Annotated in this window: 18 protein-coding genes and 1 pseudogene; 12 read left to right on the top strand and 7 right to left on the bottom strand. The window is 60.8% G+C overall.

The genetic code is table 11. The features are described 5' to 3' along the window. Positions 1-429: 429 nt before the first annotated feature. The 3 genes and pseudogenes from ACFOKJ_RS13440 to ACFOKJ_RS13430 form a co-directional block, all read left to right on the top strand. A pseudogene (locus tag ACFOKJ_RS13440) lies at positions 430-513 on the top strand (GMP synthase (glutamine-hydrolyzing)); the annotation flags it as partial. 344 nt (positions 514-857) lie between these two features. Next, positions 858-2,126, top strand: a complete 1,269-nt coding sequence (locus ACFOKJ_RS13435) for an AAA family ATPase (RefSeq protein ID WP_390280438.1) — start codon at positions 858-860, stop codon at positions 2,124-2,126. After that, positions 2,126-2,800 (top strand): RloB family protein, encoded by a 675-nt coding sequence (locus tag ACFOKJ_RS13430; protein ID WP_390280436.1) that lies wholly within the window; start codon positions 2,126-2,128, stop codon positions 2,798-2,800. Before ACFOKJ_RS13435 ends, ACFOKJ_RS13430 begins: the two co-directional genes overlap by 1 nt. A gap of 177 nt (positions 2,801-2,977) precedes the next feature. On the opposite strand, the gene phhA is transcribed toward ACFOKJ_RS13430, so the two are convergent. After that, positions 2,978-3,865 (bottom strand): phenylalanine 4-monooxygenase, encoded by an 888-nt coding sequence (gene phhA / locus ACFOKJ_RS13425; RefSeq protein ID WP_390280434.1) that lies wholly within the window; start codon positions 3,863-3,865, stop codon positions 2,978-2,980. A 126-nt stretch (positions 3,866-3,991) separates the two neighbouring features. On the opposite strand from phhA, the gene ACFOKJ_RS13420 reads away from it, so the two are divergent. Next, complete coding sequence (locus tag ACFOKJ_RS13420) at positions 3,992-4,489, top strand: Lrp/AsnC family transcriptional regulator (protein WP_088965054.1); 498 nt, start codon at positions 3,992-3,994, stop codon at positions 4,487-4,489. 75 nt (positions 4,490-4,564) lie between these two features. Here ACFOKJ_RS13420 and pepN read toward each other — a convergent pair whose 3' ends face one another. Further along, positions 4,565-7,198 (bottom strand): aminopeptidase N, encoded by a 2,634-nt coding sequence (pepN, locus tag ACFOKJ_RS13415; RefSeq protein WP_390280431.1) that lies wholly within the window; start codon positions 7,196-7,198, stop codon positions 4,565-4,567. A gap of 101 nt (positions 7,199-7,299) precedes the next feature. Beyond that, on the bottom strand, positions 7,300-9,081 hold the full coding sequence (locus ACFOKJ_RS13410) for a M61 family metallopeptidase (RefSeq protein ID WP_390280429.1): 1,782 nt from the start codon (positions 9,079-9,081) through the stop codon (positions 7,300-7,302). A gap of 413 nt (positions 9,082-9,494) precedes the next feature. Between ACFOKJ_RS13410 and ccoN the strand changes: the two genes are divergently transcribed. From ccoN to ACFOKJ_RS13375, 7 genes are all read left to right on the top strand, one after another. After that, the gene (gene ccoN, locus ACFOKJ_RS13405) at positions 9,495-10,919 is read left to right on the top strand and encodes a cytochrome-c oxidase, cbb3-type subunit I (RefSeq protein WP_390280427.1); all 1,425 of its coding nucleotides are present in this window, start codon (positions 9,495-9,497) and stop codon (positions 10,917-10,919) included. A 17-nt stretch (positions 10,920-10,936) separates the two neighbouring features. Then, positions 10,937-11,551 carry a cytochrome-c oxidase, cbb3-type subunit II gene (gene ccoO / locus ACFOKJ_RS13400; RefSeq protein WP_390280424.1) on the top strand — a complete coding sequence of 205 codons (615 nt, stop codon included), beginning with the start codon at positions 10,937-10,939 and terminating at the stop codon, positions 11,549-11,551. A gap of 3 nt (positions 11,552-11,554) precedes the next feature. Next, positions 11,555-11,734 (top strand): cbb3-type cytochrome oxidase subunit 3, encoded by a 180-nt coding sequence (locus ACFOKJ_RS13395; protein ID WP_390280422.1) that lies wholly within the window; start codon positions 11,555-11,557, stop codon positions 11,732-11,734. Positions 11,735-11,737: 3 nt separating this feature from the next. Next, complete coding sequence (gene ccoP / locus ACFOKJ_RS13390) at positions 11,738-12,652, top strand: cytochrome-c oxidase, cbb3-type subunit III (protein ID WP_390280420.1); 915 nt, start codon at positions 11,738-11,740, stop codon at positions 12,650-12,652. 150 nt (positions 12,653-12,802) lie between these two features. Then, entirely contained in the window at positions 12,803-14,221 is a 1,419-nt protein-coding gene (gene ccoG, locus ACFOKJ_RS13385; RefSeq protein WP_390280418.1) for a cytochrome c oxidase accessory protein CcoG, read from the top strand. Position 14,222: 1 nt separating this feature from the next. Beyond that, a complete protein-coding gene (locus ACFOKJ_RS13380; RefSeq protein WP_390280416.1) occupies positions 14,223-14,747 on the top strand; it encodes a FixH family protein in 525 nt (174 codons plus the stop codon). Continuing rightward, positions 14,744-15,157: a YbaY family lipoprotein gene (locus ACFOKJ_RS13375; RefSeq protein ID WP_390280414.1), complete on the top strand. Its 414-nt coding sequence runs from the start codon at positions 14,744-14,746 to the stop codon at positions 15,155-15,157. Before ACFOKJ_RS13380 ends, ACFOKJ_RS13375 begins: the two co-directional genes overlap by 4 nt. 50 nt (positions 15,158-15,207) lie before the next feature. Here the strand turns inward: ACFOKJ_RS13375 and ACFOKJ_RS13370 are convergent, their stop codons facing one another. From ACFOKJ_RS13370 to ACFOKJ_RS13355, 4 genes are all read right to left on the bottom strand, one after another. Beyond that, complete coding sequence (locus ACFOKJ_RS13370) at positions 15,208-16,314, bottom strand: alpha-hydroxy acid oxidase (RefSeq protein ID WP_390280412.1); 1,107 nt, start codon at positions 16,312-16,314, stop codon at positions 15,208-15,210. Positions 16,315-16,382: 68 nt separating this feature from the next. Then, positions 16,383-17,138 carry a hypothetical protein gene (locus ACFOKJ_RS13365; RefSeq protein ID WP_390280410.1) on the bottom strand — a complete coding sequence of 252 codons (756 nt, stop codon included), beginning with the start codon at positions 17,136-17,138 and terminating at the stop codon, positions 16,383-16,385. A gap of 89 nt (positions 17,139-17,227) precedes the next feature. Next, a complete protein-coding gene (locus ACFOKJ_RS13360) occupies positions 17,228-18,616 on the bottom strand; it encodes a tryptophanase (RefSeq protein WP_390280408.1) in 1,389 nt (462 codons plus the stop codon). A gap of 360 nt (positions 18,617-18,976) precedes the next feature. Next, positions 18,977-19,402, bottom strand: coding sequence for an Lrp/AsnC family transcriptional regulator (locus tag ACFOKJ_RS13355; RefSeq protein WP_390280406.1), 426 nt, complete (start codon positions 19,400-19,402; stop codon positions 18,977-18,979). A 119-nt stretch (positions 19,403-19,521) separates the two neighbouring features. Between ACFOKJ_RS13355 and ACFOKJ_RS13350 the strand changes: the two genes are divergently transcribed. Next, positions 19,522-21,111 (top strand): phytoene desaturase family protein, encoded by a 1,590-nt coding sequence (locus ACFOKJ_RS13350; protein WP_390280403.1) that lies wholly within the window; start codon positions 19,522-19,524, stop codon positions 21,109-21,111. Positions 21,112-21,117: the final 6 nt, after the last annotated feature.

Here is a 21,117-nt window from a genome sequence, read left to right as displayed (position 1 = left end):
ACCGATGATCTGTTCTTCTGTGAAACGTTTCTTCATGTCCAATCTCCGTGTCATGGTGGATTGGACTCTAAAGTCACGTGCTACTCAATACCGGGGGGACGTCGGGGGGACGTCGCCGGAGCAGCCATGCGCAACCGCCTTTTCCATTTTAGTCTGCTGCTCACGTGCCCAGCGTGCAGCATCCGCTTTATATAGGAAGGTCTTACAGACCTCCTGACCGGCCACCACTACCCTGGCCTGCCACTTATCGTTTCGTTTCCTGATGCTTGCCATTTCTGCCCTAAACCGGCGGTCAGAAAATGGTCCTCGGTCTACGTGTGCTGTGCTTCTGCTAGCCGGTCTTTCGGAACCATGATGGAACGCATTGTTAGGCCAGGCTTTCCACTCATCACCGACTCTATATACTGCCTTTCCCATTACGAACTTGTCCGCATCATCAACGAAGTGCGCGGCATCAACCGTGTGGTCTATGATGTGAGCGGCAAGCCACCGGCAACCATCGAGTGGGAGTGATTCCGCGTCTGGCAATAGCTGGCACGGACTAGCACCAACCACCCCTGAAACCCGCATTCGTGCGGGTTTTTTCATGTCTGCGTCTGGCAATGACTGGCAAGAATTGGCAATGCCAAGCACTTACTTTTCGTGGCATCGAAGTTGGTATGCTCATTTCGTGATGCCATGATCTTCATTGATAGCATGCCATGCCAAACCGGCCACGCATGGTTGGACTGCCCCGGCTCCTGTAGGCAATCCCCCCTACAAGTGGCTCTCGCCACAATCCACACAAATAGCAAAATTACTTGCTTTTTTGCACAAAAAACGCAAAATGCGAAGGAATACTCAAGAGGACACATGCAATGCTACTAGAGTTTCGGGTCAAAAACTTCCGTAGCTTCCGAGACGAGCAGGTGCTAAGTCTTGTGGCATCCAAGGACAACACATATCAAGACACAAACACGCTCGCTACAGGGCTAAAAGTAGCCCCATCCCTACTACGTAGCGCTGTGGTCTATGGAGCAAATGCCGGAGGAAAGTCGAACCTCATCAAAGCCCTGCAATATATGCGTAATGTCGTACTGGAATCTGCAGCTCTACAGCCTGGTCAAACTTTTGATCGCCTCCATCCCTTCAAACTAAATACGGTTTCTGCTAGTCAACCTACAGAGTTCGAAGTGACCATAATTCTGAATGGTGTACGCTACCAGTACGGCTTTTCCATGACCACGCAACGCATCATGAGCGAATACTTACTGGTCTATAAAGCATCGAAGCCCCAGCGGTGGTTTGAGCGACATTTTGACGAAGCCACAGGTAAGGATGTGTACCACTTTAGCTCCGGACTGAAAGGTGCAAAAAATCTCTGGGAAGGAGCTACCAGAACTAATGCACTATTCTTATCAATAGCAGTTCAACTGAACAGTGATGCTCTAAGACCAGTGTTTGACTGGTATGCCAAGCAGTTGGTAATCGTAAATGAGCTAGCTCAAATCAGCACCCATACATCGATACAGATGCTCAAAAAAGAAGAAGGGCGTAAGCAAATTTGTAACTTCCTCTCCGCTGCAGACATCAGTATTGCCGATATCGAAGTAGTGACCAACAAAGTCCCAGGACAAGCCATCCACTTCGATATAGCAGCAGGGAAAACAGAAGTTCGCACAGAGGAAATGGAGGAGCAACAGATACGCTTCTCACATGTAACAGAACAAGGGAAGGCCGTATTCGATCTAATGGATGAGTCAAACGGCACGCGCAATCTATTGTTTCTTACTGGCCCTGTACTCGATATTCTGACAAAGGGACTTACTTTAATTGTTGATGAGCTTGACACGAGCTTGCATACCTTATTGGTTCGTGAGCTAGTACGTTTATTCCACCGACCAGAAGTAAACACTGGTGGTGCACAGCTAATATTCACGACCCATGACACTTCACTACTTGATGCTCCCGATCTGTTTAGACGGGATCAGATCTGGTTCGTAGAAAAAGACAGAGATCAAGCCTCATACTTAGTTGCTCTTTCTGAATTCAGCCCACGCAAAAATGAAGCATTAGAACGAGGCTATCTGATGGGGCGCTATGGAGGCATTCCTTTTCTGGACTATCTAATGGGGATGCAGCACTAATGGCACGTGACAATTCACCCAAAGAGCGCCAACGTAAACAGCTTGAGAGAAAACAGGGAAAGCGCGACAGCAACGACCGCATTCTGATAGTTTCAGAGGGAAGCAAAACCGAACCTAACTACTTCAATGAAATTCGTAGGGAGCTTCGTCTACCAACCGCCAGCATAGAGGTACAACCTAGCGAACTGGGAACTGACCCTATCCAGGTGGTTAATTATGCCAAAGACCTGTTTGAACAAGGAAATCGTCACAAACGAATTCAGCCACGGGCATTTGAGAAAATATATGCAGTATTCGACCGAGATGATCATCGAACCTATTTTGATGCATTGAGCCTGGCTGAGTCAATTGATGGTAAGCTTCGCAATGATAACAGGCAACAGGTCAGTTTTAGAGCTATCGCCTCCGTACCTAGCTTCGAATTATGGCTACTACTTCACTACGAAAATATTCAGGCACCTATTCACCGAACTGAAGTTATGCACCGACTGAAGACTCATATTATTGGCTATGAAAAAGGCACACGCGGTTCATTTTCAACAACCCGCGAACACTTGGAATTGGCCACACAACGAGCAACATCCCTCGCAAAAAGATTCAGTGCCCGCGATGACCCGGAACCCTACACAGCCATTGCAGAATTGGTGAAAGTACTATTCAAACTTAAGGAATGAAGTCACAACAATATCAAATGGCATTAATCATGACACTAATGCCAAAACATACAGAAGCACTGTAACTACAAGCAATTAGCTATCAGTTTACAATCGAGTGGGAATAAGGCCTCGCGGCCAACCCTGCAAGTAAAACGCCCGCGCAGCGGGCGTTTTTCATGGTAGATGCCGTCAAGCTCAGACGTCAGCAGTCTCCGCCCAGCCCACGCGGTTGCCGACATGGAACACGCGATCGTGCGCGTCGATCTCGCCGGCGCCCAGCAGGCCCAGCTGCTCCACCGCGTGGTAGATCGGGGTGAAGTCCGGCGCGGTGGCATCGAACAGCTGCTGGAAGCTGTCGATGACGAAGTAGGTTTTCTGGAAGGTGTCGATGCGGTAGCGGGTGCGCATGATGCGCTGCAGGTCGAAGCCGACACGGTTCGGGCTATCGCTTTCCAGGCAGTACACCGATTCCGACTTGCTGGACACGATACCGGCGCCGTAGATGCGCATGCCCTGTGGCGTGTTGATCAGGCCGAACTCCACCGTGTACCAGTACAGGCGGGCCAAGAGCGGCAGGTAGCCCAGGTCCTTGGCCTTCATGCCACCCTTGCCGTAGGCCTGCAGGTAGTCGGCGAACACCGGGTTGATCAGCAGCGGCACGTGGCCGAACAGGTCGTGGAACACATCCGGCTCCTGCAGGTAATCCAGTTGATGCGGCTCGCGCAGCCACCAGGTTACCGGGAAGCGGCGGTTGGCCAGGTGCTCGAAGAACACGTCGTCCGGAATCAGCCCCGGCACCGCCACGATGCGCCAGCCGGTGGCAGCCAGCAGTTTTTCATTCAGACGGTCGAAATCCGGCACCTGGTGCGCATCCACCTCCAGTGCGGCCAACCCTTGCAGGAATTCGTCGCAGGCGCGGCCCGGCAGCATTTCGCTCTGGCGCTGGTACAGCGTGGCCCAGGTCTGGTGATCCTCGGCAGTGTAACGATCCCATGGTTGCGGCAGGGTAAAGTCCGCCGCATGCGTCAGCCCCTGGTTCTTGCGCACGGTAATGTCCGGCACCGTGTAGGTATTCATTTCCATGGTGTTGTCTCTCGATAGGGTTGGCAGTGGCTGCCTATGCTTCGAGTGTAGGTGCAAGCGCATGCGCGTTGGCCGCATGATTTGAGTATCCAGACCTTTTTTTGCATACTTGCCGCACCACACACCATGGAAATGCAGAAAATGCGCGGAATCGAGCTTGATCGTTACGACTACCAGATTCTGGAGGCGCTGCAGAAGGATGCGCGCGCCACCCACCAGAAGCTGGCGCAGGAGGTGCCGCTGTCGGCATCGCAGATCGGCCGCCGCATCCAGCGGCTGGAAGAAGCCGGCATCATCCAGGGCTATCACATTGCCCTGCGGCCGGACCTGCTGGACTTGTCGGTAACCGCGTTTGCCAATGTCAGCCTGGAGCGCCACGGCGAGGCATCGATACGCGAGTTCGCTGCCGCCATCAGCGACCTGCCGGAAGTGCTGGAGTGCTACGCGGTGGCTGGCGAGGCAGATTACTGGCTGCGCATCGTGGTGCAGGATCTGCCGTCATTGTCGCGCTTCGTGATGAACAAGCTGATGACGCTGTCGCTGGTGCGCAGTGTGAAATCCACCGTGGCGCTGGAGCCGATCAAGCACACCACTCGCCTGCCACTGCAGCCGCCAGCACGCTGAAGTGGCCAAGGTTGGCCGCATAAACAAAACGGGCCGGAGGAAATCCGGCCCGTTTTGTTGGCGTCGAACTGGCGCTTAGCCCGCCAGGTTCTTCGACACGATCTCGTACACATCCTTGGACAGCCCGTCCTTGGCCAGGATGCGCTGCAGTTCGCGCGTCATCAGGTTGCGGCGCACCGGCTCCAGCTTCTGGCGGCGGTTGAACAGCGACACGATGCGGCTGGCCACCTGCGGGTTGATGGCATCCAGCGCCAGCACCTGGTCGGCCAGGAACTGGTAACCGGAGCCGTCGGCGGCGTGGAAGTGCAGCATGTTACGGCCGAAGCTGCCCAGCAGCGCGCGCGCCTTGTTCGGGTTGCGCAGCGTGAACGCCGGGTGCGACATCGCCGCCTGCACATGCTCCAGCGTGCATGGCAGCTGGCTGCCGGCCAACAGGGCGAAGTACTTGTCCATCACCAGCGCGTTGTCCTGCCAGCGCTCGGCAAACGCCAGGTAGCAGTTGTCGCGCTCCTCGCAATCACGATCCCGCAACGCCAGCATGGCTCCCATCTGGTCGCTCATATTGTCGGCCTGCAGGCATTGCTGCTCGGCGGCCTCCAGCGGCCAGGCATCCGCCAGGCGGGTAAGCATGGCCAGCGCCAGATTCTTCAGCGCGCGGCGACCGGCATCGGCCGGCTTGTAGTCGCGGGTCTGGCCCAGATCGAAGGCGGCATGCCATTCGCCACGCAGCGCCTGCGCCAGGGTATCCAGCACGAAGTCGCGCACGGTGTGGATGGCGGCCGGGTCGGCCTCGTCCACCATTTCCAGAATCTCGGCCTCCGACGGCAGGGTCAGCATCAGCGCCTTGAAGGCCGGGTCGGCGGCGTGGTCTTCCAACACCGCGCGGAAGGCATCGATGAAGCCCGCGGCCAACTTGAGCGGCGTGCCGGCGGCATGATCGGCCAGCAACTGACGGATCAGGCGCTCGGCATAGGCCTGGCCAGCTTCCCAACGGGCGAAGGCATCGCTGTCATTGGCCATCAGGAAGGCCAGCTCGCTATCGCGCCAGTCGAAGGACAGTTTTACCGGCGCGGAGTAGCCACGCAGCAGCGACGGCACCGGGGTGCTGTCGACATTGATGAAGGTGAAGGTCTGCGCCGCGGCGCGCACGTCCAGCACACGGGTAGTGCCCTGCGCCGCGTCTTCGCCCTGCAGTTGCAGCGGCAGGTCGCTACCATCCTCGCCGATCAGGCCGACGGCGAACGGGATGTGCAGCGGCTGCTTGTCGCTCTGCCCCGGCGTGGCCGGGCAGCTCTGCTGCACGTGCAGGGTGTAGCTGCGTGCCTCGGCATCGTAATCGCCGCTGACCTGCAGCTGCGGTGTGCCGGCCTGGCTGTACCACAGCGCGAACTGCGCCAGATCGACATCATTGGCATCGGCCATGGCGGCACGGAAGTCGTCGCAGGTCACCGCCTGGCCGTCGTGGCGGCGGAAATACAGCTGCATGCCCTTCTGGAAGCCGGCTTCGCCCAGCAGGGTGTGGTACATGCGTACCACTTCGGCGCCCTTCTCGTACACCGTCATGGTGTAGAAGTTGTTCATCTCGATGTAGCTGTCCGGGCGGATCGGGTGCGCGGTCGGGCCGGCATCTTCCGGGAACTGCAGCTGGCGCAGGTTCTTCACGTCCTGGATGCGCTTCACCGCGCGGCTGTCCAGGTCGGAGCTGAACTCCTGGTCGCGGAACACGGTCAGGCCTTCCTTCAGCGACAGCTGGAACCAGTCGCGGCAGGTAACGCGGTTGCCGGTCCAGTTGTGGAAGTATTCATGGCCGATGATGGCTTCCACGCGCTGGAAGTCGGCGTCGGTGGAGGTGTCCTGCCGCGCCAGCACGGCGGAGGTGTTGAAGATGTTGAGGCCCTTGTTCTCCATCGCCCCCATGTTGAAGTCGCCCACCGCCACGATCATGTAGATGTCGAGGTCGTACTCCAGACCGAAGCGCTCTTCGTCCCACTTCATCGAGCGCTTCACCGCGCCCATGGCGAACTCCACCTTGTCCTGATCGGCCGGCACAGTCCAGATTTCCAGCAGCACATTGCGGCCGCTGCGGGTGGTGTAGCTGTCGCGCAGCGCGGACAGCTTGCCCGCCACCAGCGCGAACAGGTAGGACGGCTTCTTGTACGGGTCCACCCATTTCACCCAGTGGCGCTTCTTGTCCACCATGCCCTCGCCCACCTTGTTGCCGTTGGACAGCAACACCGGGTACTTGGCCTTGTCGGCGATGATGGTGGTGCTGAACTTGGCCATCACGTCCGGGCGGTCCGGGTAGTAGGTGATCTTGCGGAAGCCTTCCGGCTCGCACTGGGTGTAGAGGTTGCTGCCGCCGGAGGCGTACAGGCCCATCAGGCTGCTGTTGGCTACCGGGTCGATCTCGGTTTCCACGTCCAGAATGAAGCTGTCCGGCACGTTGGGAATGCTCAGCACCTCGTTTTCCAGCGTGTAGCCGTCCGGGCCCAGCTTGTCGCCATCCAGCGCCAGCGAATGCAGCCTGGCGCTGCCATCCAGCTGCAGCACGTTGGCCGCAGTGGCGGCCGGGTTGCGGCGCATCACCAGGCGCGAATGCACGCGGGTCAGGGTGTCTTCGATGATGTCGAAAGTGAGATCGACCTTGTCCACCAGGTAGGCCGGCGGCTGGTAGTCGCTGCGGTATTTGATCTGCGGTTGTTGGCTCATCTACTTCAATCCTGCTAATGGGTGGTTCGCCCACCTTGTTGTTGTGACGCTAACGCGTCCCCGGTCATATTCTGTTATCTGCTGCAGTTGGCTGGCTACGCTCAAGCCTTGATCCAGCTGCCGCCGTTCTCTTCCAGCCGCAGGCGGCAGGTATCCGCAGGCGTGCCCTGCAGGGTTACGCGGAAGCTCAGCAGCTCGTCGCGGCGGAAAACATGCAGCTTGAGCTTGTCGCCCACGCGGTAGCGGCGCAGCGCCTTGTCCAGGTCGCTTACCCGCACGCCATTGACGGCAATCAGCACGTCGCCGCCAGACAGGCCGGCTGCCTGCGCGGCACCGCCATCCAGCACCGCGCTCAGCTTGACACCCAGTGCATCGCTGGCGGTTTTCACCCCCAGGGTTGGCCGCACGGCAGGTGGCACGATCTCGTCCACCAGGCTGCCGCCATCGCTGGCGTTATCAGCCGGCACCAGTTGCATCTCGACTCCCTGCGTGGCCAGCAGTTCCGCCAGCGGCAGCTCGCGGGTGGAGCGGATCGCCATGTCGAAGAACTTGCCGAGCTTGAGGCCGGTAACCTGCTCGGCCACGCGCTCCCATTCATCCTCGGCCAGGCCCTGGCCATCCGCCAGCCACTTTTGCCACAGCGCCTGCATCACCGTATCCAGGCTCTTTTCGCCACGGCTGTGCTTGCGGATGTGCAAGTCGAGCGCCAACGCGGCCAGCGAGCCCTTGGTGTAGTAGCTGACAATGCTGTTGGGGCTGTTCTCGTCCTGGCGGTAGTACTTGCTCCAGGCGTCGAAGCTGGAATCGGCCAGCGTCTGCTTGGTGCGGCCGTTGCCACGCGCCACGCCGGTAATGGTCTTGGCCAGCAGGCCGAGGTAGCGTTTTTCGTCGATCAGCCCGCAGCGCACCAGCGCCAGGTCGTCGTAGTAGGAAGTAATGCCCTCGAATGCCCACAGCAGCGTGGTGTGGCCTTCGCGGTTCAGGTCGTACGGGGTGAACGCCGCCGGCTTCATGCGCTTGACGTTCCAGGTGTGGAAGTATTCGTGGCTGATCAGCCCCAGCAGCTTGAGGTAGCCGTCATTGATACCGGCCTCACCGTGCTGCGGCAGGTCGTCGCGGCTGGCCACCAGCGCGGTGGAGGCGCGATGCTCCAGCCCGCCGTAGATGTCACCACCGACGAACAGCATGAACACGTAGCGCTCGAACGGCGCCGGCTCGCCAAAAAAGCGGATCTGCCATTCGCAGATACGCTTGGTGTCTGCGGCCAACCTTTTCAGGTCTGCCTGGTATTTTCCAGATACCACAAATTCATGCGGCACGCCGCAGGCCTTGAAGCTGATGCGCTCGAACTCGCCCAGTTCGACCGGGTGGTCGATCAGCTCGTCGTAGTTGGCCGCACGGTAGCGGCCGAAACCGGATTTCTTGCATTCCAGCGCCGGCAGGCTGGTAGCCACCTGCCACCTGGCCAGCGCCTTGTCCTCCGGCGGCAGGATATCCACCTCGCACGGCTCGTTCTCGAAGCCGTCTGCCTGCAGGAACACGCTGGTGCCGTTGTAGAAGCCGCGCTCGCCATCCAGGTAGGCACCGCGTACCGACAGATCGAAGGCGTACACGGTGTAATGCACGGTAAGCGCGCCCTTCACCGGCGCCGCCTGCCAGCTGTGCTTGTCCAGCTTGCTGAGCGCTACCGCCTTGCTGCAGCTTTCGGCGCGGATGGCCACGATGTGGCGCGCAAACTCGCGAATCATGTAGCTGCCCGGAATCCACGCCGGCAGTCGCAGCACCTGGCCGCCAGCGGCGGGCTGGGCTACGGTAACCGAGACTTCGAACAGGTGGGCTTCGGGAGCAACGGGGCGAATGCGATAGCTGACAGCGGTAGACATGTTGGCTAGTCCGGATGAATACGCAGGAAGCGCGAATTCTAGCACCAGCCACCATCGACTGCGCCTGACCTTACGGCTTGATATGCGTCAATAGCGATACAGGCGATGACAATATAATCGCCTGCATGTCAAAGGCGGGAATGGGTCTGCAAACGGTGCGATTCAGGCAATTTGCGACCATCCAGTTCTCTATCGACTAGTGGCGAATGCCCGAATTGATTTAGAATCGCCTGTTGAACAATGGGAATCGAGCGCGTTTTCAGGGCAGGGTTTGTCAAGGTTGTTGCGATGCAACAGCAGTGCCCTCGCTTCCCGCGACTTGCCGGGCCTCCAGCACTACATGGGGGGTACGCACCCGGACTTCAAGTCACCGGTTTTACACGTTCTAGTTCGCAACCTTGGAGAAAACCCTAATGGATACGCAATCCACTTATAACTATAAGGTGGTGCGCCAGTTCTCGATAATGACCGTGGTCTGGGGCATTGTCGGCATGCTGGTTGGCGTGATTATTGCGGCCCAGCTGGTGTGGCCGGAGCTCAATTTTGGGCCCTGGTTCCACTACGGTCGCCTGCGTCCGCTGCACACCAATGCCGTGATTTTCGCGTTTGGCGGCTCCGCGCTGTTTGCCACGTCCTACTACGTGGTACAGCGCACCTGTCATGTGCGCCTGCTGTCTGACAAGCTGGCCGCATTCACCTTCTGGGGCTGGCAACTGGTCATCGTGGCTGCCGCCATCACCCTGCCGCTGGGTCTTACCTCCGGTAAGGAATATGCCGAGCTGGAATGGCCGATCGACATCCTGATCACCATTGTCTGGGTGGCCTATGCGATCGTGTTCTTCGGCACCATCGCCATCCGCAAGGTTAAGCACATCTACGTGGCCAACTGGTTCTACGGTGCCTTCATCCTGGCCGTGGCCCTGCTGCACATCGTCAACAGCCTGGAAGTACCGGTTTCCATGTGGAAGTCCTACTCGGTATATGCCGGTGCCGTGGATGCCATGGTGCAATGGTGGTACGGCCATAACGCCGTGGGCTTCTTCCTGACCGCAGCCTTCCTGGGCATGATGTACTACTTCGTACCGAAGCAGGCCGGCCGTCCGGTGTACTCCTACCGCCTGTCCGTGGTGCACTTCTGGGCGCTGATCTTCACCTACATGTGGGCTGGTCCGCACCACCTGCACTACACCGCCCTGCCGGACTGGACCCAGTCTCTGGGCATGGCCTTCTCCCTGGTGCTGCTGGCACCGAGCTGGGGTGGCATGATCAACGGCATCATGACCCTGTCTGGCGCGTGGCATAAGCTGCGTACCGACCCGGTACTGAAGTTCCTGGTGGTATCGCTGTCGTTCTACGGCATGTCCACCTTCGAAGGCCCGATGATGTCCATCAAGACCGTGAACGCCCTGTCGCACTACACCGACTGGACCGTAGGTCACGTGCACTCCGGTGCCCTGGGCTGGGTTGCCTTCATTTCCATCGGTTCCATGTACTACCTGCTGCCGCGCCTGTTCGGTCGTGACGGCATGCACAGCATCAAGCTGATCGAAGCACACTTCTGGCTGGCTACCGTGGGCGTGGTGCTGTACATCGCCTCGCTGTGGATTGCCGGTGTGATGCAGGGCCTGATGTGGCGTGCGCTGAACCCGGACGGCACCCTGACCTATGCCTTCGTGGAAGCAGTCAAGGCCTCCTACCCGTACCTGTTCGTACGTTTCCTGGGTGGCGTACTGTTCCTGACCGGCATGCTGCTCATGGCTTACAACACCTTCCGCACTGTCGCCGCTGGCCGTGCCGTTGATGCCAAGATCCCGGCCGTTGCCGCTCACGCGCACTAAGGGACAAGGGAAACATCATGGAAAAAATCCAGAAACTGATTGAAGAAAACGTTGCGTACCTGATCGTGCTGACCCTGCTGGTAATCAGCGTGGCCGCACTGGTCGAGATCGTACCGCTGATGTTCCAGAAGTCGACCACCGAGCCGGTAGCCGGCGTGAAGCCGTACAACGCGCTGCAACTGACTGGTCGCGACATCTACATCCGCGAAGGCTGCTACACCTGCCACTCGCAGATGATCCGTCCGTTCCGCGCCGAAACCGAGCGCTACGGCCACTACTCGGTAGCAGGCGAGTCGGTATACGACCACCCGTTCCAGTGGGGCTCCAAGCGTACCGGCCCGGATCTGGCCCGTGTTGGCGGCCGTTACTCCGACGAGTGGCACCGCGTGCACCTGACCAACCCGCGTGACGTGGTACCGGAGTCCAACATGCCGGCATTCCCGTGGCTGGCCCGCAACCTGGCCGATGCTCAGGGTGTTGCCGCCAAGATGAGCGCCCTGCGCAAGGTTGGCGTGCCGTACAGCGACAAGGAAATCGCCGAAGGTGCAGCCATGGTGGAAGGCAAGTCCGAACTGGATGCGCTGATCGCCTACCTGCAGGGCCTGGGCCTTGCGCTGAAGAACGCGCGCTAAGCCATGGACTGGACCAATCTGGGGCGCATCCTGTTCACGGTATTCTGCTTTACCGTGTTTATCGTGATTGCACTGGGTGCCTTCGGTAAAAAATCCAAGAAGCGCTACGACGAAGCGGCGCGTCTGGTTCTCGATGACGAGGATCAGCAGCCGCCGAAGCCGGACGCTTCCAACGGAGCCTGAGTGATGAGTGATTTCGTAAGTGATTTCTGGGGCGTATATATCGCCGTCGTGGTGATCGTGGGGTTCGTAGGCCTGGCCTACCTGCTGTTCACGCAATCGAAAACCACGGTAAAGAAAGGTGAGCAGGTCGAGATTACCGGCCATGTCTGGGACGACGACCTTGCCGAGTACAACAACCCGCTGCCGCGCTGGTGGATGCTGATGTTCTACATCACGCTGATCTTCGGCGCAGTGTACCTGGTGCTGTATCCGGGCCTGGGTACCTGGAAAGGTATTCGCGGCTGGACTTCGGTTGGCCAGTACACCGAAGAGAAAGCTGCCGCCGAAGCCAAGTACCAGCCGCTGTACGACAAGTTCCTGAAGCAGGATGTCGTGACCGTGGCCGGCAACAGCGAAGCGCAGGCCATGGGCAAGCGCCTGTTCCAGACCTACTGCGTACAGTGCCACGGCTCTGATGCACGCGGTGCCAAGGGCTTCCCGAACCTGACCGACAACGACTGGCTGTATGGCGGTACCCCGGAGATCATCAAGACCACCGTCAATGGCGGCCGTCAGGGCCAGATGCCGGCCTTCGGCGCTGCCTTCGGCGAGGAAAAGGTGAAGGATGCGGCCAACTACGTGATGTCGCTGTCCGGCAAGAAGCATGATGCCGACCGCGCCGCACGTGGCAAGGAAACCTTTGCCGCAGTGTGCTCCGCCTGTCACGGCCCGGATGGCAAGGGCAACCAGGCAGTGGGTGCGCCGAACCTGACCGACAGCGTATGGCTGTATGGTGGTACCGAAAAGACCATCATCGAAACCATCACCAACGGTCGCAACAACCAGATGCCGGCCTGGAAGGAATTCCTGGGTGACGGCAAGGTACACCTGCTGACCGCTTACGTTTATGGCCTGTCCCATAACGCCAAAGCCCAGTAATTGATACCGCTCAATACTGCCCGCGCAAGCGGGCAGTATCTTTTGGTACGTTCACTTTATAATTTCATAAATCAAAACAGCCCCAGAAGTTTGCGCCAAGGGCATACAATCTGCATTCCCTTGGCGGAAACTTCTCGCAGGAATCCCACCATGACCGACAAGCTCAAAGACATCGCCGTCAAAGTCGAAAACCCCAAACTGGAAACCGTTTCCCTGTACGCCGCGCAGAAAAAAATCTACCCGCGCAGCGTGAGCGGCCTGTTCGCCAAGTGGCGCATCCTGTTCGTGCTCGGCACCCAGCTGTTCTACTTCGGCCTGCCCTGGCTGCAATGGAACGATCGCCAGGCAGTACTGTTCGACCTGGTAAACCGCAAGTTCTACCTGTTCGGCCTCACCATCCTGCCGCAGGACTTCGTCTACCTGGCGGCACTGCTGATGATCTGCGCTTTTGGCCTGTTTGCCTGGACCACCATTGCCGGCCGGCTATGGTGCGGCTACTCCTGTCCGCAAACGGTGTACACCGAGATCATGCTGTGGATCGAGGAATGGGTGGAAGGCGACCGCAACAAACGCATGAAGCTGGACAAGGAACCCTGGAGCCTGCGCAAGTTGCGCATCAAGGGCAGCTCGCAGGCCATCATGATCGTGTTCTCGCTGTGGACCGGCTTCACCCTGGTGGGCTACTTCACCCCGATGCATGATCTGATCGCCGCGCTGCCGACGTTCAACTACGGCACCTGGGAAACCTTCTGGATGTTCTTCTACGCCGGCTTCACCTATCTGCTGGCCGCGCATATGCGCGAGCAGGTGTGCAAGTACATGTGCCCGTACGCCCGCTTCCAGAGCGCCATGTTCGATGAAGACACGCTGATCATCTCCTACGACGAGAAACGCGGCGAGCCGCGCGGCGCGCGCAAGAAAGGCCAGGAAAAGCAGAACCTGGGCGACTGCGTGAATTGCGGCATCTGCGTGCAGGTATGCCCGGTGGGCATCGACATCCGTAACGGCCTGCAATACGAGTGCATCGGCTGTGCCGCCTGTATCGACGCCTGTGACGAGGTGATGGTGAAAGTGGGCAGCCCCAAGGGCCTGATCCGCTACACCACCGAGGCCGCGCTCGAAGGCAAATACCCGGAAAGCCAGTTCTGGTCGCGCCTGAAACGCCCGCGCGTGGTGATGTATGTCCTGATGCTGGGCATCATCCTGATCGCGGCACTGACTTCGCTGGCAGTGCGCAAACCATTCAAGGTAGACGTCATCCGCGACCGCGCCTCACTGGTGCGCGAAACCGATGATGGCCGCCTGGAAAACAGCTACAGCATCCGCATCATGAACGTGTCGGAACAAGTGCGGCATTTCCGTATCGAAGTCGAGGGCATGGACGACATGAAGCTGGAAACCGATCACAAGGAAATCACCGTCCAGCCCACCGAGAACGAACTGATTGCCGTACGCGTCCAGGTGGAGCCGGAAGAAGCCCCCAAGGGCAGCCACGAAATCCACTTCACCGTGGAATCGCTGGAAGACGGCAGCACCGTACATGAAAAATCCAGTTTTATCGGGGAATGACATGCAGAAAACCACCGGGAAGCCCACCCCCTGGTACAAGGACCGCTGGCCATGGCTACTGATGGCCGGCCCGGCGCTGGCCGTGATCGCCGGCATCGTTACCCTGCAGCTGGCAATCAGCAGCGCCGACGACATGGTGAACGACGACTACTACAAGCGTGGCAAGGACATCAACCTGGAGCTGAGCCGCGACAAGGCCGCCGTCAGCCTGGGCATCAAGGCCCAGGCCATGTTCAGCGACGACCAGCAGGGAGTGCGCATCATCACCAGCAGCAAGCAGCCACTGCCGGCCACGCTGGAGCTGCAACTGCTGCACCCTACCCGCCAGCAGGATGACCAGACCATTACCCTGCAGCGTCAGGGTGACAACCTGTATCAGGGCAGGATCGCCGCCCACAACGCCGCGCACTGGTATGTGCGGCTGCAGGACAAGGCCGGCACCTGGCGCCTGCAGGGTGAATGGCGCCCGAGCGACAGCCAGCTGGTAACCCTTGGCAACCCGAAACTGGAACAGCCCGCACCATGAGCCACGATACCCAACGCCGTACCCTGCTGCTCGGACTGAGCGCCTCGCTGCTGGCCGCCTGCGCCAGCACCGGCAAGCCAAGCCTGGCCTACCTCAACGGCAATGCCTTCTACCTGGAGAAAATCCAGTACCCGCGCGACAAGACCCTGCTGCGCCTGCGGCTGCTGGATATCACCGACAGTGACAATGCCCCCGCCGTGGTTGCGGAGCAGTCGCTGGAAAAGGTCGGCACCCCGGCCGCCTATTCGCTGTGCTACGACAGCCGCGCGGTCAGCAGCGGGCGCCGCTACGTGGTGGACGCCCGCCTGTTCGTGGATGGCGAACTGCGCATGCAAGGCCGCGAGCTGGTAGCCAATATGGACGGCAACAGCCCGGGGCCGCAGGTAAGGCTGCAATCGGCTACCGAGTAAGCCCGCACCGCAGCCTGAATGGCGCTCCCCCCACAGGGGAGCGCCATTTTTCATGCCTTGCCGTGAGGCGTCCACAACACGTCCGGGCCGAGATCTGCCAGCGTGCGGCAGCCGGTCAGTGCCATCGCCACTTCCAGTTCTTCCTGCAGGATGCGCAGCAGATGCGCCACGCCCAGTGCGCCAGCCACTGCCAGTGCATGCACGAATGGCCGGCCAATCAATACCGCACTGGCACCCAGCGCCAACGCCTTGAGGATGTCAGTACCACGGCGCACGCCGCCGTCCAGCAGCAGCGGTACGCGGCCAGCCACCACGCCGGCGATGGCCGGCAGCGCGTCCAGGCTGGCTGGCACCGTATCCAGCACCCGCCCGCCGTGATTGGACACGATCAAGCCATCCACCCCATGCTCCAGCGCCAGCAGCGCATCGTGCGGCGACAGAATGCCCTTGAGCAGAATGGGCAGCCGGGTATGCGCGCGCAGCCAGGCGATGTCCTGCCAGCTTGGCGCCTGTGCCATGAAACCCTCGAACACCATACTCTGCCCTGTTTCCAGCTCTGGCAGCGGCTGCTGCTCCGGCAGGTTGGCCGCATACACGCCGGGCGGCAACGCAAAGCCGGCGCGCTGTTCAGCATTGCGCACGCCGGCCAGCGGCGCATCCACCGTCAACACCAGCGCGCGATAGCCTGCGGCCTCGGCACGCTGCACCAGCTGCAGGGTGAGCTCGCGCTGCGGCTGCCAGTACAGCTGGAACCACAGCGGCGCCTGCGCGGCAGCGGCGATGTCTTCCAGCGGCGTGCTGGCCAGGGTGCTGACCAGCATGCTGCTACCCACTGCCGTGGCGGCATAGGCGGCGGCACGCTCGCCATCGGCATGCGCCAGTTTCTGGTAGGCAATGGGGGCCAGCAGCAGCGGGTGGCTGAGCTGCAGGCCGAACAGCTCGCTGCGGCAGTGGCCGCCGCGCACGTCGGCCAGTACCCGGGTCTGCAATTGGTAGCGACCAAAAGCCGCCAGGTTGGCCGCATGGCTCAACTCATCGGCAGCGGCGCTATCGATATAGGCCTGGGCATTGGCAGATAGATACTGGCTGGCATAGCGCTGGTAGTCGGCAGCGCTTACCAGGTCGGCAGGCAGTTGTTGCAGTGGCGGTAGGCTCATGGTGTGACAGCTGGGGCAAAACCGGCACCATATCAAGAATAATTATCAACAGCAAACAGACTGCTGATTCAACCCTGTAGCACCCGCCCATCACGACAATCGATCAGCCGGTCAATGGCCATGCCCGGCGGTACACAGGCAAACTCGCCAGGGGCGCTGATCAGCATCAGGCCCTGATTGCTTGGCCGCGGGAACCAGCGGTCGTCCGGGGTAATGCGGATATTGCCCACCCCAAAGCGCTGCAGCATGTCCAGGCTGTAACTCCATACCGCATAGCGCTGGATGCCACTGCGGAACTCCGGCCGGTAGCCATAGGAAGTAATGCTCTGGTCGACGCCGATCTGGCGGAAGAAGGCGGTCTCGCGCTGCTGTTTGTCGCGGATCATCGCCTCGATGCGTGGCTGCACCAGCGGGCGCTGGCGTTCCGGGTAGCGCAGCAGCATCTGGCCGATGCGGTCGCGGGTGTCCATCATGCCGCCATGAAACGCCACGATGGCATACAGCCCCAGCTCGCGCGCGCTGGCGGCGGTAAACACGTAATTGGCACAGGAAGAATTGCAGTAGCGCGGCACGCTTACCCGCATCTGGCGGGCATGCACCCACTGCCCCAGCGCCAGGCCATGCTCGAAGTTGCCGCCTTCGCTGGTAATCACCAGCAGTCCGGGTTTGGGCTCCAGCTGCTCGTATAGCCGGAACAGCCGCTGGTTGGCCGCGGCGTTCAACTCGCCGCTGTAGATCAGGGCATTGCCCGACAGCGACAGCTCCACCGTGGTGGCTGCCGCCCAGCCGGGCAGCAGCAGCGCAAGCAAGACTAACAGTTTCATGCGCCCTCCCCTGCGGGATAGCGCCGGCAAGGGCGGGGGCAGGCCCCGCCCGTCGGCCTTAGAGCCCGTTCAAGGCGCTGAACAGGCGCTTATACCGGCTTCAGTCGCGCGGTGAAGTGTCGCAGGATCGGCGGCTCGTACTCGAAAGTCAGGCCACGGATGCTGGCGGCACGCTCACGGATGTCGATCAGGCAGTCGGCGATGTAATCCATGTGGTCGTTGGTGTACACCCGGCGCGGAATGGTCAGGCGCAGCAACTCGAACGGCGACGGCTCCTGCTCGCCACTGGCCGGGTTGCGCCCCAGCAGCAGCGAGCCGATTTCCACGCCGCGGATACCACCTTCGATATATAGCTCGCAGGCCAGCGCATGGGCAGGGAATTGTTCCGCCGGGATGTGCGGCAGCAGTTTGCGCGCATCCACGAACACCGCGTGCCCGCCGGTCGGGGTCTGGATCGGGATACCGGCTGCGGCCAACCTGTCGCCCAGATAGGCTACCTGGCCGATACGGTAAGCGAGGTAACCCTCGTCCATACCCTCTTTCAGGCCGATGGCCAGTGCTGCCATGTCACGGCCAGCCAGGCCGCCGTAGGTGACGAAGCCTTCCATCGCCACGCAGCGCACCTGCACGCTCTGGAACAGCGCCTGATCCTGCTTGAAGCAGCACAGGCCGCCGATGTTCACCAGCGCGTCCTTCTTCGCCGACATGGTGAACATGTCGCCATGGCTAAACATCTCGTACACGATCTCGGCCACGCTCAGGCGGGCGTAATCCGGGTCGCGCTGCTGGATGAACCAGGCGTTCTCGGCAAAGCGCGCCGCGTCGATGATCACCGGAATGCCATGCTTGCGCGCCAGCGCCGCCGATTCGCGGATGCTGTGCATGCTCACCGGCTGGCCGCCGGCGCTGTTGCAGGTCACGGTGATGATCAGGCCGGCCACGTTGGCCGCACCGACTTCCTCAATGGTGGCCGCCAGCCGCGGCAGGTCGAAATCGCCTTTCCAGTCGTAGGCAGTAGTGGTGTCCAGCGCCTTGTCGGTGAGGATGTTGATGGCACGGGCGCCGGCAATCTCCACGTGCGCCTTGGTGGTGTCGAAGTGATAGTTGGAGATGAACACCGGCTTGTCGCCCTGACAGCGCTTCACCAGCTCCGGGAACAGGATCTGCTCGGCGCCGCGCCCCTGATGGGTAGGCAACGTGTAGTGGTAGCCGAACACCTCTTTTACCGTGGCTTCCAGATCATAGAAGTTGCGGCTGCCGGCATAGGCTTCATCGCCGGTCATGATGCCGGCCCACTGCCGGTCGGACATCGCGCCGGTGCCGCTGTCGGTCAGCAGATCGATATAGACATCCTCGCCACGCAGCAGGAAGGGATTCCAGCCGGCTTCGGCCAGAGCCTGGCGGCGGTAGTCGCCAGTGGTCTGCTTGATCGGCTCTACCATCTTGATGCGGAACGGTTCGGGGATACGACGTGCCATGTGATGCTCCTTGGCCCACGGCAGATGCGCGCACGCCGACGGCACCGGCTCGCGGCAAATAGCGGGCAGGCGCAGGGCGTGGCAATGCCACGGGCGATATTCAGTTCAATTGTGCGAAGGGGAAAAGCTTGGGCGCAGCCGGGCGGCTGCCAGGAACATCAGGCGCGGGGAAAGTCGTAGGTCAGAACGATGTCGAGGTTGTACCAGTGAGACTGCGTCAGGCTGGTATGCCAGCTTGTCGCAGCGCAGACAAGCAGATTCATGATGCGCTCCATAACAAAGCAAACCTGCAACGATTGCAGGCGCGACGAGGTTACGCCGCCAACAGGTTGGCCGCAAGTCCTATCAATATATTGCTTGTCAGCGATCAATTCGCGTCGTCATCAGAATCGACGTGGTGGTGCGCTCCACCCCATCCAGCGCACCGATGCGATCCACCAGCGCGTCCAGCTGCGCTACCGACGGCGCCTCCAGCTGTGCGATGAAATCGTAGATGCCGCTGACCGAATGCAGCGTGCGCACCTGCGGCAGCGGTCGCAGCGCGCTTTCAATCGCTGGGGTCTTTTTCGGCTCGGCGGTGATCATCACCAGCGCCCGCACCTGGCCGGCGTCGTGCTCGGCACTGGTGCGCACGGTGTAGCCGATCACCACCCGCTCGCGCTCCAGCCGCTCGATACGGCTTTGCACCGTGGTGCGCGACAGCCCCAGCTGGCGCGCCAGTTCGCTGGTGCTGGCGCGGGCGTTGTCGCGCAGCAGGGCCAGCAGGCGCTGATCGGTAGTGTCCATGCGTTTTGCCAATTTTGTCGTCAAAGTGCACAAAAATATCCGGCATTTCGTCAGCTTGTGCAATGCAATCTGCCGAGCAGCGCTCGACAATCTGGCTATTGCCCACAAGGAGACAACAGATGCGCGACGTGATCATCATCGGTGGCGGCCACAATGGCCTGGTGTGTGCGTTCTACCTGGCCCGTGCCGGGCTGAAAGTCACGGTGCTGGAACAGCGCCAGGTGGTGGGCGGCGCGGCGGTGACCGAGGAGTTCCACCCCGGTTTTCGCAACTCGGTGGCCTCCTACACCGTGTCGCTGCTGAATCCCAAGGTAATCGCCGACATGCAGCTGGCCAGGCATGGCCTGCGCATTGTCGAGCGGCCGCTGTCCAACTTCCTGCCGCTGGAAGACGGCAAGTATCTGAAGATCGGCGCCGGCAACACTTTCGCCGAGGTGGCCAAGTTCTCGCAGCGCGACGCCGAGCGGCTGGATGCCTACTCGCAACAGCTGGAAGTGGCTGCCGACGTGCTGCGCGAATTGCTGCTGGAAACCCCGCCCAACCGCGTGCAGGGAGGCTGGTTGGCCGCATTGCCAGAGCTGCTGAAAGCAACCAGGCTAGGCAACCGCATGCGCAAGCTGGGCATCACCGCCGAGCGCGATCTGCTGGATTTGTTCACCAAGTCGGCCGGCGATTACCTGGATGGCTGGTTCGAGAGCGACCCGATCAAGGCGGCATTCGGCTTCGACAGCATCGTCGGCAACTACGCCAGCCCCTACACCCCCGGCTCGGCATACGTGCTGCTGCACCATGTGTTCGGCGAGGTGAACGGCAAGAAGAATACCTGGGGCCACGCCATCGGCGGCATGGGCGCCATTACCCAGGCCATGGCCAAGGCGGCAGGCGAGCTGGGGGTGGAGATCCGCACCGGCTGCCCGGTGGCCGAGGTGCTGCTGGACAATGGCCGCGCCTGCGGCGTGGTAACCAGCACCGGCGAGCGGCTGGATGCGCGCGTGGTGGTGTCCAACCTCAACCCGCGCCTGCTGTACACCAAGCTGGTGGACCCGCTTGCCCTGCCGGATGACTTCCTGCGCCGCATGGAAAACTGGCGCTGCGGCTCCGGCACCTTCCGCATGAACGTGGCGCTGTCCGAGCTGCCGGACTTCAGCTGCCTGCCGGGCAAGGTGCAGGCCGAGCACCACGCCAGCGGCATCATCCTCGCCCCCAGCCTGCAGTACATGGAGCGCGCCTATCACGATGCCCGCGCCCACGGTTGGTCGAAGCAGCCCATCGTGGAAATGCTGATTCCATCCACGCTGGACAGCTCGCTGGCGCCACCGGGCCAGCACGTGGCCAGCCTGTTCTGCCAGCACGTGGCACCGCAGCTGCCGGATGGCCAGAGCTGGGATGACCACCGCGAAACGGTGGCCGACCTGATGATAGACACCGTCAACCGCTACGCCCCCAACTTCAAGGCGTCGGTGCTGGGGCGGCAGATCATGAGCCCGCTGGACCTGGAACGCACCTTTGGCCTGGTGGGCGGTGACATCTTCCACGGCGCGCTGGGGCTGGACCAGTTGTTCTCCGCCCGGCCGATGCTGGGCCACGCCGACTATCGCGGGCCGATACGCGGCCTGTACACCTGCGGCTCCGGCGCCCACCCCGGCGGCGGCGTAACCGGCGCCCCCGGCCACAACGCCGCGCGCGAGGTGCTGCGCGACCTGCGCTGAGGTGCC

This window comes from Vogesella amnigena, assembly GCF_042648905.1.
In the GTDB taxonomy this organism is placed as follows: domain Bacteria; phylum Pseudomonadota; class Gammaproteobacteria; order Burkholderiales; family Chromobacteriaceae; genus Vogesella; species Vogesella amnigena.
The sequence above is the reverse complement of the archived record's forward strand: the minus strand, read 5'-3'. Positions and strand labels throughout refer to the sequence as shown.